We start from the raw sequence: 15,476 nt of genomic DNA on the forward strand, positions 1-15,476 counted from the left end.
TTGGGCCCATGCGTTATAGTGGGTAGCTGGCCGTACTGCGGTCGACCCCAACACGTTCCTCATCAGCCGCTGGCAAAATCCAGTGGCGCCACCGAAGGATTCCCCATGAAGACTGACATCCATCCCGATTACCAGCTGGTGATCTTCAACGATCTGGCCTCCGGCGAAAAGGTCCTGACCCGCACCACCACCACGTCCCAGAAGACGATGGAGTGGGAAGACGGCAACACCTACCCGGTCATCGACGTGGAAATCTCCGCGGCCTCGCACCCCTTCTACACCGGCAAGCAGCGGATCATGGATACCGCCGGCCGCGTGGAGCGCTTCAACGCCCGCTTCAAGGGCTTCGGCGGCAAGAAGTAAGGCCCTACCGCCCTACTGGATGCCCCAGCACACCGGGGCCGATCCAGGACCTCCCCTCGGGGACGAGTCCGGATCGGCCCCGGTTTCGCGTTTTAAGGAGTGGGCTCGCGTCCTCACACCTATCGCGTAGATGCCCCTAGACATCCAGCACGGGGAAGAAGCCGGTGCCCTGCGCGTCGTCCTCAGTGGCATCCCGCGACCGACCGTTGCCCTCGCCGTGGGCGCTGTGGCGGATGGACACCACGCACCCCGTGATGGCCATGAACAGCATGATGATCCCCAGGGGATTGGACAACGCCGCAGCGGCGCCCTCTGCCCCGGGTCCCGCCCAGGCCCCCAACACGGACGACGCCCCCTCACCGGTATCCGGCAAGGTGAATCCGAGAGCGATCCCACACACCCAGGAGATCAGCAGGACGGTGCAGGCCCGGACGGAGGGGTAGCGCGCCTGACGCCGCGCCGGCACGGCGAGGGCGACGACAGAGAGGACCAGCAGCACCGGGGCCAAGGTGGCAGCGTAGACCGGCGTCAAGTTCCCGGCGCTGTCCGTGAGGACACGCCCAACGGCCATCCAGGCGGGAATTGCCACGGCCAGGACCCACCCGAGGCGGGCCGTCCACCGGCGGAATCCCTCACCACTCTCCGGACGGTGGGAACCAGGGGTTGGCGAGGATGAGTCGAGCGAGGAGGACATGTCCCGATCCTAGCGAGCGGACCAGACTCCTGAAGTGCCACGACGGTGCGAGCCGAGCAGGTGCGTGTCCACGATGCCGACGGCCTCCATCAGGGCGAACACGGTGGTGGGACCCACGAAGGAGAACCCCTTGGAACGCAGGGCTTTGGCGGCCGCGGCCGACTCGGCGGACCGGCTGGGGATCTCGTCCAGGGACCGAGGCTGTGGCGTCGTCTCTGGTTGGAAGGACCAGATGAACTGCGCCAGCCCTCCTTCGTCTCGTAGGGCGACCGTCGCGCGGGCGTTGCCGATCGTGGCCAGGATCTTGGCCCGGTTGCGCACAATGCCGGCATCACCGAGCAGGCGCTCCACATCACGGTCGTCGAAGGCGGCCACCGCGTCTGGGTCGAAGTCCGCGAAGGCCAGCCGGAAGGCCGGTCGCTTGCGGAGGATGATGGCCCAGGACAGGCCGGACTGGAAGGCCTCCAGGCTCAGGCGCTCGAACAGGCCCCGTTCGTCCCGGACCGGCAAGCCCCATTCGCCGTCGTAGTACTCGCGCAACAGCAGGTCCTTGGACGCCCACAGAGGCCGGGCCAAACCGTCCTCGCCGACCACCAGACCCGCATCGCGCGCATGAGTCGCGGGGGCCGCCGACCGTATCTCGTCGCTCATGCCGCGGCGTTCTCCTTCTCAAGTTCCAACAACAGGGTCTTGGCCTCCAGACCGCCGAGGTAGCCGCCGAGACTGCCGTCCGAACGCAGCACCCGGTGGCAGGGGACCACCACGGGCAGCGGATTGGTGGCACAGGCGGTACCCACCGCACGGACCGCCTTGGGGTTCTCGAGCCGTTCGGCGAGCTCCCGGTACGTGGCGGTCTGCCCGTAGCCGATGCCAGAAAGTTCCCGTTGGACAGCCAGCCGGAACCCCGAGGACAGGATGAAGTCCACGGGGACCTCGAAACGGCTGCGGTGTCCGGTGAAGTACTCCTCGAGTTCGCGTGCCACCGCCTCAAGCTTCCAGGGGGCGTGCAGCAATCGGGGACTGATCCTCTCGGACAGTCCGGCCAGCACCTGTGAGAATCCCTCGCTCTCGAAGGCCACGCGGACCAGGCCGTGGGTGCCGACCACGAGCAGGAGCCGGCCCACGGGGCTGTCCACGATGCGGTAGGCCAGGTCCAGCAACTCTGCCTCGTCAGCGCGATGGGACAGTCGGTCCCGCAGGGCCGTCAGGTCCGCCTCGGCCACGGAGAAACGCCCCTGCAGTCCGGTCCCTGCCAGTGGATCCGGCTGCTCGGGAGTGTGCGCAGGTGTCGTGGCTGGCGTGGTCGGTGGTGTGGTCATCGTCTTCGTCATCATCGTGGTCCTATCGGTCCTATCGTCAGTGCCGACGCGGTGTGGTCCGGCGTCCTCTCGTCCTCCTCGAGGATCCGCCGCAGCGCCCGGACGCCATCCGAGGAGGCGCGCCGGACCGCTTCCACGCTGCCGCCGATCAGCGCGGCCGTCTCGGCATGGGGAAGCCCCCCGAGGTAGTGGTAGGCCACAGCCAGACGTTGACGGTCCGGGAGCGACGCCACCACGGACCAGAGCCCGTCCGCCCCGGTGCCCGGCAACCCGTCCGCCGCCGGGCGTTCGGGGAGGGTCTCCATCGGCACCGCGCCACGGCCCCGGGCGCGGAGGACATCGATCGCCTTGCGGCCTGCCACGCGCACGAGCCACGCCTCCAGGTTCGTCTCCGGCGCCAGGTCCGGCCACTGCCGCAACGCGGCCAGGAAGGTCTCCTGCCACGCGTCGTCGGCGTCAGGGCCGGGCCCCAGCACGGCTCGGCACACCCGCAGCACGGTAGCCCCGTGCCGCTGGACGGCCTGTTCGAAGGGTTCTGTCATCGTCATCACACAGTAGACGCGCCAGCTCCCCGGAACGTGAGGTGTGAAGATGGAAACATGAACACCCCTCTCAGAACCTCCCACCACGGCGAGTACAAGGTCGCCGGCGGCAAGCTGGTCATCGCGGACCTGACGGTCTCCGACGGGGCCGTTGCCACAGCCAGCATCAACGGCGACTTCTTCCTCGAGCCGGACGAGGCCCTGCAGGACATCAACCGCTCGCTCCTCGGGCTGGACCTCAACGCACCCCACGGGACCATCGCCGAGACGGTGCGCGCCGCCGTCGGGCCCGAGACGGTGATGTTCGGCTTCGATCCGGCCGCCGTGGCCACGGCAGTGCGCCGTGCCCTGGGGCATGCGACCACATGGGAGGACCATGAATGGGAGATCCTCGCGCCACAGCCGCTGCCCATCACCACCCAGGTGGCACTGGACCAGATCCTCACCGAGGACGTGGCCGCCGGCCGGCGCCGGCCCGCGCTGCGACTGTGGGAGTGGACGGAGCCGGCAGTCGTCATCGGCTCGTTCCAGTCCCTGGCCAATGAGGTGGATCCGGAGGGCGTCGAGCGGCACGGGATCACGGTCGCGCGCCGCATCTCCGGCGGCGGGGCCATGTTCATGGAGGCGGACAACTGTGTCACCTACTCGCTCTACCTGCCGCAGTCCCTCGTGGATGGGATGACCTTCGCGGACTCGTACCCGTTCCTCGACGCCTGGGCCATGGACGCTCTGGCCAGGACCGGAGTGGAAGCCTTCTATCAGCCGCTGAACGACATCGCCACGCCGGAGGGCAAGATCGGTGGCGCCGCGCAGAAGCGGCTGGCCAGCGGGGGACTGCTGCACCACGTCACCATGAGCTATGACATCGACGCGGACAAGATGACCGAGGTCCTGCGCATCGGCCGGGAGAAGATCAGGGACAAGGGCATCCGCTCAGCCAAGAAGCGCGTCGACCCGTTGCGGCGCCAGACCGGCCTGACGCGCCCGGAGATCTGGGAGACCATGATGTCCACGTTCACCGACCGCTACGGGGCCACCCGGGCGCACCTCACCGAGGACGAGATCTCTCGTGCCGAGGCTCTGGCCACCGCGAAGTTCACGACGCCGGCCTGGACGGCCCGGGTGCCGTAGTCCCGGAGTCCTGCGGCTGGCTCAGGGCCGACTCGCTGCCTGCGCCCGCAGCGCCCGCAGCACGTCGTCCGTCTCCTCGATCACGAGCCGGCGCAGGGCCCGCGGGGAATCCGGATGATCCTGCAGCCAGGCGTTCGCCGCCAGCACCACGGGGTGGAGCTGCTGGTCGTCGGGCGTGCCCGGGAGGGCGTCCTGCGCCGAGGGGAACAGCCCGATGATGGTCCGGGAGGCCAGACCGTTGGACCGGCTGGACCAGATATCCTCCAGCTCCGGCCAGAACCGACCGGTGAACGGTGCCGCCAGGTCCCGGCGGGACGCGGTGAAACCGGCTGCCGTGGCCGAGAGGTGATCGTTGGACAACGCCTGACCGTCCGCCGTGCGGCCCGTCATCACGGCCTCCCAGGCCGCCCCGCGCACGGGCGCCTCGGGAATCGCCGCGGACGCCATCCGGTGCCGGACGGCGTTGGCCGCGGTGACGTCCGCCTGGAGCGCCGCTTGTAGTTCGTCCAAGGAGGCCAACCCGAGGGCGGCCAGCCCCTGCCAAGCCGCCCAGCGGACCTCCGCGTCCACGTCCAGCCCCGGTGCCACCACGGCATGGTCCCGCGCCGCCTCCGGGCCGGAGGCCACGAGGGCCTGCAGGACCGCCACGAGGGGCTCCTCGGCTGCGGTGGCTCCCTCGTCACGGGTGCCGCGGACCAACCGGGCCAGGGTACGGACTGCGGACCGCTGCCGATCGCTGCCGGCGCCCGTCGTCTGCAGGGCGTCGGCCAGCGCGGCACCCAGGCGGGACCGCACGGCGGGCCGGTCCGGCTGCGGGACGTACCGGGACACGGCACTCAGGGCCTGCTCGAGCACCCGGCCGTACAGGCCGGCGTCGGCCATCAGACCCGAGAGCCGGCACACCGCGTCCACGAACTGGGCCGCGGGCAGGATGGCATCCCGGGTCATGTTCCACAGCGCGGCCCACACGGTGGCGCAGGCCAAGTCGTTCCCGACGGGATAGCGGAGCACCGCGTGCAGTGAGGCCTCGTCGAGCCGGATCTTGGCGTACGTGAGGTCCTCGTCGTTGGGAAGGACGAGCTGCACCTCCTCCGAGTCACCGGGAGCCGGCAGCACCACACGCGTGCTGGTTCCGGCTCGACCGGACTGCACATCCACATCCACCGTGCCGGTGCGGACGAGCCGCCCGACGTCGTCGGGGGAGTACCGACCGACCTTCAGCACGTGCGGGCGCAACACCTCCGCGCCGGTCACAGGGTCCGTGCCCCGGTGGTGGAGGCGTCCGTCCGCCACGCTCAGCTCCGGGACTCCGCGGGTGTGAAGCCAGGTGTCCACCCACTCCTCCAGATCCCGCCCGGAGGCCTCCGCAAGGGCGTCCACGAAGTCGGCGAGGGAGGCGTTGCCCCAGGCGTGCCGGGCGAAGTACTGGCGGGAGGCCGTCATGAAGGCGTCCCGGCCCACGAAGGCCACCAGTTGCTTGAGCACGGAGGCACCCTTGGCATAGGTGATCCCGTCGAAGTTCTGCCGGGCTGCCTCGAGGTCGGTGATGTCAGCCACGATCGGGTGGGTGGTCGGGTACTGGTCTTGGACGTAGGCCCACCCCTTGCGCCGGTTGGCGAAGGTGGTCCAGGCCCCGGTGAACTCCGTGGCCTCGGCGACGGCGAGGGTGCCCATGTAGTCCGCGAACGACTCCTTCAGCCACAGGTCGTCCCACCAGCGCATGGTCACGAGGTCGCCGAACCACATGTGGGCCATCTCGTGCATGATCGTGGTGGCCCGCGCCTCGTACTGCGCCGCGGTGGCCTGTGAGGTGAAGACGTAGTCCTCGGTGAAGGTCACCAGCCCCGGGTTCTCCATGGCGCCGAGGTTGTACTCGGGCACGAAGGCCTGCCCGTACTTGCCCCACAGGTACGGGACACCGAAGAGGTCATGGAAGAAGTCGAGTCCGGCCCGGGTGGTGGCGAAAAGCCGTTCGGCATCCAGGGAGGCGGCCATCGAGGCCCGGCAGTACAAGGCCAGGGGCACCTCCGGGGCGCCCGACGCCGGATGGCCGGCCCAGCGGTCTGCCCACGTGGCGTACGGACCGGCTAACAGTGTGGTGAGGTACGTGGACAGCGGCGGTGTGGGCGCGAAGTCGACGGTCACCAGGTTGCAGGCGCGTGCCACACCGTCTGCGGCACTGTCTGCCACACTGTTTGCCGCCACGACGGCCGGCTGGCGCGCGGTCTCCGGTTGGTTCGAGGCCAACACCCAGTGTCCGGGCCCGGTCAGGTGGAAGGTGAACCGTGCCTTCAGATCGGGTTGCTCGAAGTTCGCGAACACCCGGCGGGCGTCAGCCGGCTCGTATTGGGTGTACAGGTAGGTCTGTCCGTCCGCGGGGTCCACGAAGCGGTGCAGTCCCTCGCCCGACGTCGAGTAGAGGGCCGTGCCGATGACGGTGACCTCGTTCTCTGCGGCCAGGTCCTCCAGCAGGATGCGCGCACGGCCGGCCACCCGTGCGGGATCCAGGGTCCGGCCGTTGAGGACCACCGACTCCACGCCGTCATTGATGAAGTCGAGGAACGTCCACGTTCCCGGACTCACACAGGAGAAGGTGAGGGTCGTCGTCGAGCGGTAGCCGGAGGCGGCGGGGTCCAGGGCCGTGGACACGTCGATGTGGACGTCATACTCGCGGGTGATCACCTGGTTGGACCGGGCGAACGCCTCGTACCGCGTCAGATTCGTGCGGTCCAGGAACGTCGGGAGCGCGTCGGCCACGGGCGCGTCCAGCGTGTTGTCGATCACCATGAGAGATATTCAACCACTCTTTCACGAAATCGTGATCGACAAGTCCTGAGGAATCTCAATGAAATTGACGGAAAGCGGCCCGTCGACCCCGATCGGATCCTCATTGCCACTGGTTACTCCGGGGGCGCGGCTTCCGCTACATGCCTGAGTCCTTGTACTCCTGAAAACAAATCCTCAGCATTGTTGACTGGGGGTTCCTTCGTTCCACCTGCCGGCAGGAGCTATCCGCCGTTCAGTCCAGGGGCGGGACGAATTGCCCCTTAGAGGTCACGGTGAGGCCCGAATCGGTGACGGTGAAGCCGCGCGCCTCGTCCTCAGCTCGGTCGAAGCCGATCTGCACACCCTCCGGGACCACAACGTTCTTGTCCAAGATCGCGTTGCGCACCTTGGCGCCCTTGCCCACCACGACGCCGTCGAGCAAGACCGACTGCTCCACCCAGGCCTCGTTGTGCACCCGAACATCTGTGGACAGCACGGACTGGGCCACGGTTCCGCCGGAGATCACCACCCCCTGGGACAGGATGGAGTCCACCGCGGTGCCCGGGCGCTTCGTCGCCGACCGCACCAATTTGGCTGGGGGAGAGACGGATTGGCGGGTGAAGATGGGCCACTCAGGGTTGTAGAGATTGAAGTCCGGCAATGGCTTGACCAGGTCCATGTGCGCGTCGTAGTAGGAGTCCAGGGTGCCGACATCCCGCCAATAGTGCGTGCGGTCAGCCTCCTCGGGCAACACGTTGGTGCTGAAGTCGTAGACGCCGCAGTCGTTCTGCTCCACGAACCACGGGACGATGTCTCCGCCCATGTCATGATCCGTGTCCTTGGCCTGGGCGTCCTCGTTGAGGGCGTTGACCAGTGCGTCGGCGGTGAAGACGTAGTTGCCCATAGACGCCAGGAACTGCGTCGGGTCGTCGGCGAGCCCCGCGGTCTTCGCGGGCTTCTCCACGAAGCGCTCGATCAGATTCGGATCGGACCGCTGGGTCTCGATGACCCCGAAGGACGATGCCAGCTCGAGCGGCTGCCGGACGGCGGCAACGGTGGCCGAGACCCCCGACTCGATGTGCTGCTCCACCATCTGCTGGAAGTCCATCCGGTAGACGTGGTCCGCCCCGATCACCACCACGATGTCTGGGCGTGCGTCGTGGATGAGGTTCATCGACTGGTAGATGGCGTTGGCGCTGCCGAGGAACCAGTCCTTGCCGCGACGCTGCTGGGCCGGGACCGACGCCACGTAGTTCCGCAGCAGGGTGGACATCCTCCAGGTTTCGGAGATGTGCCGGTCCAGGGAGTGCGACTTGTACTGCGTCAGCACCACGATCCTCAGGTACCCGGAGTTCACCAGGTTCGAGAGGGCGAAATCGATCAACCGATAGCTTCCCGCGAACGGAACGGCGGGTTTGGCTCGGTCCGCCGTCAGCGGCAACAACCGCTTGCCTTCACCGCCGGCCAGTACGACCGCCAGCACCTTCTTCTGTGGCATCTGATGCGTCCCGTTCCCTTGGAGGAGTGTCCGTGCCTTCACACTAACGGGAGTCCTCTGTACTCGACTACGTTGATGTCGTGCGCATCGACATCGTGACCAAGGAATTCCCTCCGACCATCTATGGGGGCGCCGGCGTTCATGTCGCCGGGCTGTCCCGGGTACTGGCCGGTAGGGTCGATCTGCGTGTCCATGCCTTCGGGGAGGCCCGGGACCCCGACTTCCACGGGGCACAGGTCACCAGTCACGGCATCCCCGGTGGCCTGGAGGCGTCCAACGCCGCAGTCCAGACCCTCGGCACCGACTTGGCCATCCTGCAGGACCTGGCCGGCACGGACCTGATCCACACCCACACCTGGTACGCGAACCTGGCCGGCCATCTCGGCGGTCTCCTCCACGGCGTACCGCACCTTCTCTCCGCCCACTCCCTGGAACCACTGCGGCCCTGGAAGGCCGAGCAGCTCGGCGGCGGCTACCGCGTGTCCTCCTGGGCCGAAGCCACCGCCTATGCCTCGGCGGCAGCCGTCATCGCCGTCTCAGAGGGAATGCGGCGGGACATCCTGGCCGCCTACCCGGACGTGGATCCGGAGAAGGTCCGAGTCGTCCACAACGGCATCGACACCGAACTGTGGACGCCCCAGCACGACGCCGGCACCCTCGAGCGCCACGGCATCGATCCGAGGCGTCCGACGGTCGCCTTCGTGGGCCGGGTAACCCGGCAGAAGGGTGTGCCCTATCTCCTGCGGGCCGCGGCACGGCTCGCCCCCGAGGTCCAACTCGTGCTCTGCGCCGGTGCGGCAGACACCCCTGAGTTGGCCGCCGAGGTGACTGGCCTGGTGGCCGAGTTGAAGGCCACTCGAGACGGAGTGACCGTCATCGAGGGCATGCTTCCCCGGGCGGACATCATGCAGATCCTGTCCCACGCCACCGTGTTCGCCTGCCCCTCCATCTATGAGCCCCTCGGCATCGTCAACCTCGAGGCCATGGCCTGCGGCACGGCCGTGGTCGCCTCCGCCGTGGGCGGGATCCCCGAGGTCGTCCAGCACGGCGAGACCGGCCTTCTGGTGGATCTTGAGCAGAGCGCCGACGGCTCCGGGGCACCGCTCGACGAGGAGCGTTTTGTCACCGACTTCGCCGCCGCCCTGACAACCGTGCTCGAGGATCCCACCGCGGCAGGCCTGATGGGCCGGAATGGGCGGCAGCGGGCGATCGACCACTTCTCCTGGGCGGCCATCGCCGATCGGACGTTGGACGTCTACGAGTCCATCCTTCGGTGACCGACGCGCGAGTCTTCGCGGTCGACTAGACCTCCAGCCTGCAGGAGGGCCGCCCGGTCCGCTGCTCTGACCTACTTCCTGTCCTTGTTCCTCCCCTTGGCCGCGTTCTTCTCCCGCTGGCGCAGGACCTTCTCGTGGATGGGGGCGTCCGCCGAGGCACGCAGCTTGCGATAGTACTCAGCGGCCTCGTCCTGGCGCCGTGCCTCGTCCCCGGTGGCGATGTCCATCCGCAGATGCTCCTGTTCGTAACCGAAGGCATCGACCAGGGTCTGCGCGTGCGGACGCAGGCGGGCCGCCAGACGGTTGATGTAGGTGCGCAGGGTGCGTGCGCGTTGCGGGGAGATCCGGCCGGTCTCGAGGAACCAGCCCAGATCGTCCTCGATCACGCGCAAGACGAAGAGGTTGCGCAACCAGGTCATGATCTGCCGGGTGTGATCGTCCTCGATCTGCTCGACCGCACGCGTGAAAGCCTCCCATTCGAGCAACTCGCCGTGATTGCGGGCGGCATCGATCAGGTCTGCCTGGTGCAGGTTGAAGGTGGCGGCCTGTTCGGCCTGGGACTTCTTGGCCACCGGCATCAGGGCCTGGGCGACGGCCCCGGTCTTGGACCGCACCCGGTCCTCAAGCAGCGCCCTCTGAACCTCGGCATCCTTGAACCAGCTGGCGCTCTTGCGCTCCGAGCCCGCATCCTGCACGGACTGCACCACACGGCGCAGGCCGGACCGGTACACGACGGCCTCGGTGGCCTGGCCCCGGACGTAGCGGGACAGGGCTCCGATGGAGAGGTTGGTCAGGTCCTTGGAGTAGTCGGACAGCAGTCGTTTGCCGACCAGCTGGAGCAACACGTTGTTGTCTCCCTCGAAGGTCACGAAGATGTCCAGGTCGTGACGGAGCGAGGCGAACCGGTTCTTGGCCATGTATCCCGCACCACCACAGGCCTCGCGGGCCTCTTGCAGCGTGTCCAGCGCATTCCAGGTGGTCAACGGCTTGATGGCCGCGGCCAGGGTCTCGAGTTCCTGCCGGTCCTCGTCGGTATCCGACTCCCCGGAGAACACGGAGTCGAACTTCTCCAGCAATTCGTTGGCGGCGAAGGTGTCGGCATAGGTCCGGGCCAGGCGATCGATCAGGCGACGCTGGTGGAGCTGGTAGTCCATCAGCACCTCCTCGTGCGTGTCCGAGGTCGCGTTGAACTGCCGGCGCTGATTGCCGTAGGTGATGGCACCGGTCAGCGCCAGGGCGGAGGCGGAGGCACCGGACAGGGCGAGGGAGACCCTGCCCTGGACCAGGGTGCCGATCATGGTGAAGAACCGGCGGCCGGGGGAGGCGATGTCCGAGGAGTAAGCGCCCTTCTCGTCCACGGAGCCGTAGCGGTTCAGCAGGTTGGTACGGGGAATGCGCACGTGGTCGAAGTGCAGCCGGCCGTTGTCGATGCCGTTGAGTCCGCCCTTGTACCCGTCGTCCTCGCCGCCGATCCCCGGCAGGAAGTCGCCGGCACCATCACGGAGTGGGACGTAGAACGCGTGCACCCCGTGATTGACGCCGCGGGTGATCAGCTGGGCAAAGACCACCGCGGCCTTGCCATGGAGTGCGGCGTTGCCCAGGAACTCCTTCCAAGCAGCCTTGAAGGGCGTGTGGATCTCGAACTCATCGGTCTCCGGGACGTAGGTCGCCGTGGTCGCCAGTGAGGAGACATCCGAACCGTGGCCGATCTCCGTCATGGCGAAGGCACCCGGCACCTCCAGACTCATGACGGCGGGCAGAAGGCGCTCGTGGTGCTCCTCCGTGCCCAGATGCAGGATGGCGGAGCCGAACAGACCCCACTGCACCCCGGCCTTGATCTGGAGCGACGGGTCGGCACTGACCAGCTCCGCGAACGTGGCGATGTTCCCGCCGTGGTTGTCACTGCCGCCGAGGCCCCGCGGGAACGCTTTGTTCACCTGGCCTCGGTCCACGAGGATGCGCAGCTGACCCAGCACCCGCTCACGGTGGTCCTCCATCGAGAGGTTCTCGATCTTGTGCAGGTCCGGGTCCTTGACATTCTCCCGTCCTTCCAACCGGTCCGCGGCCCACCGCCCGAGCAGCAGCTGCTGGACGGCATCCAGGTCCAGTCCGCCGGGCTCTGCCGCGGAGATGGCGCTGAAGGCGGTGTGTGCCCCGGTGTCCGGATCTGCCTGGACGGCGGGCGGCACGGCCCCGGCCGGTACCGCGGTGGTGCTGGAATCAGAGGTGGTGGTCATGACTGCTCCTGTTCGGGAGTGGACGGATCGGTGGACGTCGTGTGTACGGGGTGATCAGGCAGATCAGGTAGATCGACAGCGGCATACGTGCCGGACAGGCCCACCGTGAGCCACGCGGTGATCTTGCGTGCCAGCCGGCCGGCATCCGGCCGGTCGGTTCCGGACGGGGTCGCCAACCAGGATTCGCCTGCCGAACGGACCATGCCGATGGCGGCCCGCGGCCAGTACCAGGTGGCGGAGGCCGCGGAGGGCCGGCGGCCCTGCTGGCGCAAGTAGTCGCGGAAGTGGACATCCATCACGGCGGCGATCCGCTCGAAGAAGTCGGCCATGGCGGCCGGCTGTCCGCTGGAGGTACCGGGGTTGCCGGACGGGCCGGAGGTGCTGGACCCCTCGGTGATCTCGGGAGCCTCCGGTGGCAGTCGCGTCGAGAAGGCATAGACATGGGGCGAGGACTCGGCCAGCCTGAGGTAGACGGCGACCATCGCGTACAACCCGTCCAGGGCATTGTCCGAGGTCTCCGCGGCGGCCAGCAGCTCACGTTCCATGAAATCGATGGCGCGTTCGCCCACGGCGGCCTGCAATCCGTTCTTGTCCCCGAAGTACCGGTAGAAGACGCTCTTGGAGGTCCCGGCATGCGTGGCGATGTCGCCCATGGACGCCTGGGGTCCGAGATCGTGGACGGCATGACGGGCGGCCCGGATCAGGTCTACGCGCCGCTGCAGGCGGTGCTCGTCCCATCGGGTGGCGCGGCCATCCGGCATTTCAGCGTCGTTGACTGCAGTATTCACGATACCGAGCGTATCAGGTACTCTGGGTATCAGTAAGCCCCGTCACGTTGTACCCACGGCCCGCCGTGAAACCCGAAGGGATCACCATGACCGAAAACACCGCCACGAACTCCGCGAACATCTCAGCTTCTCCGCAGGACTCAGCGCGGATCGCCGCAGGCCAGCCCGCCATCGCCGGTGGCGAGGTGCGGCAGGCCGTCATCATCGGCGGAAACCGCACCCCATTCGCGCGGTCCCATGGCGCCTATGCCAAGGCCACCAACAAGGACCTGCTGACCTCCGCCCTGAACGGTCTCATTGCCCGGTTCGGGCTGCAGGGGGAGCGGATCGGGGAGGTCGCGGCCGGCGCGGTCATCAAGCACAGCAAGGATTTCAACCTGACCCGGGAATCCGTCCTCGGCACCTCACTGGACCCTGCCACCCCGGCCCACGAGGTCCAGATCGCCTGCGCCACGGGCATGGAGGCCATCGGGGGCCTCGCCAACAAGATCCGGCTGGGGCAACTCGACTCGGCCATCGGCGGCGGGGTGGACAGCATCTCCGACGCCCCCCTCGTCTTCAACGACGCCGCCCGCGCCGTGCTGATGGAGCTCAACCGCGCCCGCACCACGCAGGACAGGATCAAGGCCGTCCTGAAGTTCCGCCCCGGCCACCTGGCACCGGAGGCCCCGGGCACCGAGGAACCCCGCACGGGGCTGTCCATGGGGGAACACCAGGCACGGACCACACACCAGTGGGGGATCACCCGGCAGGCTCAGGACGAGCTGGCCCTGGCCAGCCACCACCACCTCGCGGCCGCCTATGACCGCGGCTTCTTCGACGATCTCGTGACGCCCTTCGGCAAGCTGACCCGGGACAACAACCTGCGTGCGGACACCACGCTCGAGAAGCTCGGCAAGCTCAAGCCCGCCTTCGGCCGCGACCTCGGGGACGAGGCCACCATGACCGCCGGAAACTCCACCCCGCTGACGGACGGGGCCTCGACCGTCCTGCTCGGTTCCGAGGAATGGGCCGCTGACAGGGGCCTGCCCGTGCTCGCCGACTTCGTGGACTTCGAGACCGGCGCCGTGGATTTCGTGGACGGCAAGGAGGGCCTGCTCATGGCGCCGGCCTACGCCCTGTCCCGGCTCTTGCAGCGCCAGGGACTGTCCTTGCAGGACTTCGACTACTACGAGATCCACGAGGCCTTCGCCGGAACGGTCCTGTCCACCCTGAAGGCCTGGGAGGATGAGGACTTCTGCCGCGACCAGCTGGGTCTGGACGCGCCCCTGGGTGCCATCGACCGGTCCAAACTCAACGTCAACGGCTCCTCGCTGGCCGCCGGCCACCCCTTCGCCGCCACTGGCGGCCGGATCACCGCAACCCTGGCCACGATGCTCCACGAGAAGGGGCCGGGCTCACTCGGTCTGATCTCGGTCTGCGCGGCCGGCGGCCAGGGCATCGTCGCGATCGTCCGGGGGCGCTGAGCGCATGGTCAAGGCACCGCAGACTGATACCTACACCGCCCTCGTCAACCAGCCGCTCGGCCAAAAGCTCGCCGGGGCCCTCGGGCTGCCCCGGCCGGCCGTCCTGCGGCGCTACGAGCCGGGCCAGGCCCTCGTGGAGGGCTCTGTGCTCGTCCTCGGCGGCGGCCATGCGGCCGACGAGGCCGCAGCCGTCCTGCTGGACTGGGGACTGGATGTCCGCCGCCAGTCGGCTCCGGCCGACCGCTATGGCGCCGTCGTCGCCTGTTATGACGACGCCGGCACGCCGGCCGACCTATCCGCCACCACCCTGCAGCTCGGGGCCGTGCAGCGGAAATTGGGCCCGTCCGCCCGCGTGGTCACCGTCTACCGTGATCCCCTCGGTTCGGACCGGCCCGCCGTGCGGGCAGCCCGCCAGGGCGTCGAAGGCCTGACCCGTTCGCTCGCCCACGAGATGCGCCGCGGGGCCACCGCCAACGGGATCGTGCTGGGCGAGCACACGGCGCTGTCCGCCCCGGGAGCCACCGGGGCCCTGCGCTTCCTGCTATCGGCCAAGAGTGCCTTCGTCTCCGGCCAGTTCATCCCGGTCTCCTCCGATGCCGGCGCCCTGCCCCGGGACTGGGAGAAGCCCCTGGCGGGCAAGGTGGCCGTGGTGACTGGTGCCGCCCGCGGCATCGGTGCCGCGATCGCCGCGACCCTGCACCGCGACGGGGCGACCATCGTGGGGGTCGACGTACCGGCCGCCGGCGAGGCACTGGCCGGCGTCGTGAACTCGCTCGCCGGCACCGCACTGCAACTGGACATCACCGCGGCGGATGCGGGCGAGCGGATCCTCGCGCACTGCGCTGAGCGCCATGGACGGCTGGACATCGTGGTGCACAACGCCGGGATCACCCGGGACAAGAAGCTTGCCAACATGGATGCCGCCCGGTGGGACTCCGTGCTCGCGGTGAACATCGAGTCCCAGTTGGCGATGAACCGGGTCTTCCTGGCCGCAGTCGGCCAGGGCATGGTGGCGGACGAGTTACGGATCGCCTCGCTCGCCTCGACGTCCGGGATCGCGGGCAACGCCGGCCAGACGAACTACGCCGCGTCCAAGGCGGGCGTCATGGGGATGGTCTCCGCCACAGCGGAGCTGATGAGCACTGCCGAGACGGCCGGCGGAGGAACCATCAACGCGGTGGCCCCCGGCTTCATCGAGACCGAGATGACCGCCCGGATGCCGATGGCCACCCGTGAGGTCGCACGCCGGTTGAACTCCCTCCAGCAGGGGGGCCGGCCCGTCGACGTGGCGGAGGCCATCGCCTACCTGGTCTCCGATGCGGCTGGGGGGACGTCCGGTTCCACGCTGCGTGTCTGCGGCCAGGGCATGATGGGGGCCTGAGATGGAACGCGAGA

At 68.3% G+C, this 15,476-nt stretch carries 13 protein-coding genes; 5 read left to right on the forward strand and 8 right to left on the reverse strand.

What is annotated here, in order from left to right; all coding sequences use genetic code 11:
- Window positions 1-105 precede the first annotated feature (105 nt).
- Window positions 106-363, forward strand: coding sequence for a type B 50S ribosomal protein L31 (locus C8E99_RS04330; RefSeq protein ID WP_115931261.1), 258 nt, complete (start codon window positions 106-108; stop codon window positions 361-363).
- A 136-nt stretch (window positions 364-499) separates the two neighbouring features.
- Here C8E99_RS04330 and C8E99_RS04335 read toward each other — a convergent pair whose 3' ends face one another.
- From C8E99_RS04335 to C8E99_RS04350, 4 genes are read right to left on the reverse strand one after another with little or no spacing between them, the layout of a single operon-like run.
- The gene (locus C8E99_RS04335) at window positions 500-1,057 is read right to left on the reverse strand and encodes a hypothetical protein (protein ID WP_115931262.1); all 558 of its coding nucleotides are present in this window, start codon (window positions 1,055-1,057) and stop codon (window positions 500-502) included.
- A gap of 9 nt (window positions 1,058-1,066) precedes the next feature.
- Complete coding sequence (locus C8E99_RS04340; RefSeq protein ID WP_115931263.1) at window positions 1,067-1,708, reverse strand: DNA-3-methyladenine glycosylase I; 642 nt, start codon at window positions 1,706-1,708, stop codon at window positions 1,067-1,069.
- Window positions 1,705-2,391: a methylated-DNA--[protein]-cysteine S-methyltransferase gene (locus tag C8E99_RS04345; protein ID WP_245952080.1), complete on the reverse strand. Its 687-nt coding sequence runs from the start codon at window positions 2,389-2,391 to the stop codon at window positions 1,705-1,707. Before C8E99_RS04345 ends, C8E99_RS04340 begins: the two co-directional genes overlap by 4 nt.
- Window positions 2,388-2,918 carry an RNA polymerase sigma factor gene (locus C8E99_RS04350; protein WP_115931264.1) on the reverse strand — a complete coding sequence of 177 codons (531 nt, stop codon included), beginning with the start codon at window positions 2,916-2,918 and terminating at the stop codon, window positions 2,388-2,390. Before C8E99_RS04350 ends, C8E99_RS04345 begins: the two co-directional genes overlap by 4 nt.
- A gap of 57 nt (window positions 2,919-2,975) precedes the next feature.
- Between C8E99_RS04350 and lplAB the strand changes: the two genes are divergently transcribed.
- On the forward strand, window positions 2,976-4,049 hold the full coding sequence (gene lplAB, locus C8E99_RS04355) for a lipoate-protein ligase LplAB (protein WP_115931265.1): 1,074 nt from the start codon (window positions 2,976-2,978) through the stop codon (window positions 4,047-4,049).
- A gap of 21 nt (window positions 4,050-4,070) precedes the next feature.
- Here the strand turns inward: lplAB and pepN are convergent, their stop codons facing one another.
- Both pepN and glgC read right to left on the reverse strand, forming a co-directional pair.
- Window positions 4,071-6,836 (reverse strand): aminopeptidase N, encoded by a 2,766-nt coding sequence (pepN, locus tag C8E99_RS04360; RefSeq protein ID WP_245952081.1) that lies wholly within the window; start codon window positions 6,834-6,836, stop codon window positions 4,071-4,073.
- Window positions 6,837-7,068: 232 nt separating this feature from the next.
- Window positions 7,069-8,313, reverse strand: coding sequence for a glucose-1-phosphate adenylyltransferase (gene glgC, locus C8E99_RS04365; protein WP_115931266.1), 1,245 nt, complete (start codon window positions 8,311-8,313; stop codon window positions 7,069-7,071).
- 80 nt (window positions 8,314-8,393) lie between these two features.
- On the opposite strand from glgC, the gene glgA reads away from it, so the two are divergent.
- The gene (gene glgA / locus C8E99_RS04370; RefSeq protein WP_115931267.1) at window positions 8,394-9,590 is read left to right on the forward strand and encodes a glycogen synthase; all 1,197 of its coding nucleotides are present in this window, start codon (window positions 8,394-8,396) and stop codon (window positions 9,588-9,590) included.
- Between the two features lie 71 nt (window positions 9,591-9,661).
- Here glgA and C8E99_RS04375 read toward each other — a convergent pair whose 3' ends face one another.
- Window positions 9,662-11,827 carry an acyl-CoA dehydrogenase family protein gene (locus C8E99_RS04375; protein ID WP_115931268.1) on the reverse strand — a complete coding sequence of 722 codons (2,166 nt, stop codon included), beginning with the start codon at window positions 11,825-11,827 and terminating at the stop codon, window positions 9,662-9,664.
- Entirely contained in the window at window positions 11,824-12,615 is a 792-nt protein-coding gene (locus C8E99_RS04380) for a TetR/AcrR family transcriptional regulator (protein WP_245952082.1), read from the reverse strand. The genes C8E99_RS04375 and C8E99_RS04380 overlap by 4 nt, the downstream gene beginning before the upstream one ends.
- Before the next feature lie 86 nt (window positions 12,616-12,701).
- Between C8E99_RS04380 and C8E99_RS04385 the strand changes: the two genes are divergently transcribed.
- Both C8E99_RS04385 and C8E99_RS04390 read left to right on the forward strand, forming a co-directional pair.
- Window positions 12,702-14,081 carry an acetyl-CoA C-acetyltransferase gene (locus C8E99_RS04385; protein ID WP_245952083.1) on the forward strand — a complete coding sequence of 460 codons (1,380 nt, stop codon included), beginning with the start codon at window positions 12,702-12,704 and terminating at the stop codon, window positions 14,079-14,081.
- Window positions 14,082-14,085: 4 nt separating this feature from the next.
- Complete coding sequence (locus C8E99_RS04390; protein WP_115931270.1) at window positions 14,086-15,462, forward strand: 3-oxoacyl-ACP reductase; 1,377 nt, start codon at window positions 14,086-14,088, stop codon at window positions 15,460-15,462.
- Window positions 15,463-15,476 lie beyond the last annotated feature (14 nt).

Origin of the sequence: Citricoccus muralis, from assembly GCF_003386075.1 — a bacterium.
In the GTDB taxonomy this organism is placed as follows: Bacteria; Actinomycetota; Actinomycetes; order Actinomycetales; family Micrococcaceae; genus Citricoccus; species Citricoccus muralis.

Bases quoted from the DNA above. Each gene is read 5' to 3' on its own strand.
- C8E99_RS04330 (WP_115931261.1), top strand. From the start codon at position 106: ATGAAGACTGACATCCATCCCGATTACCAGCTGGTGATCTTCAACGAT.
- C8E99_RS04335 (WP_115931262.1), bottom strand. From the start codon at position 1,057: ATGTCCTCCTCGCTCGACTCATCCTCGCCAACCCCTGGTTCCCACCGT.
- C8E99_RS04340 (WP_115931263.1), bottom strand. From the start codon at position 1,708: ATGAGCGACGAGATACGGTCGGCGGCCCCCGCGACTCATGCGCGCGAT.
- C8E99_RS04345 (WP_245952080.1), bottom strand. From the start codon at position 2,391: ATGATGACGAAGACGATGACCACACCACCGACCACGCCAGCCACGACA.
- C8E99_RS04350 (WP_115931264.1), bottom strand. From the start codon at position 2,918: ATGACAGAACCCTTCGAACAGGCCGTCCAGCGGCACGGGGCTACCGTG.
- lplAB (WP_115931265.1), top strand. From the start codon at position 2,976: ATGAACACCCCTCTCAGAACCTCCCACCACGGCGAGTACAAGGTCGCC.
- pepN (WP_245952081.1), bottom strand. From the start codon at position 6,836: ATGGTGATCGACAACACGCTGGACGCGCCCGTGGCCGACGCGCTCCCG.
- glgC (WP_115931266.1), bottom strand. From the start codon at position 8,313: ATGCCACAGAAGAAGGTGCTGGCGGTCGTACTGGCCGGCGGTGAAGGC.
- C8E99_RS04375 (WP_115931268.1), bottom strand. From the start codon at position 11,827: ATGACCACCACCTCTGATTCCAGCACCACCGCGGTACCGGCCGGGGCC.
- C8E99_RS04385 (WP_245952083.1), top strand. From the start codon at position 12,702: ATGACCGAAAACACCGCCACGAACTCCGCGAACATCTCAGCTTCTCCG.
- C8E99_RS04390 (WP_115931270.1), top strand. From the start codon at position 14,086: ATGGTCAAGGCACCGCAGACTGATACCTACACCGCCCTCGTCAACCAG.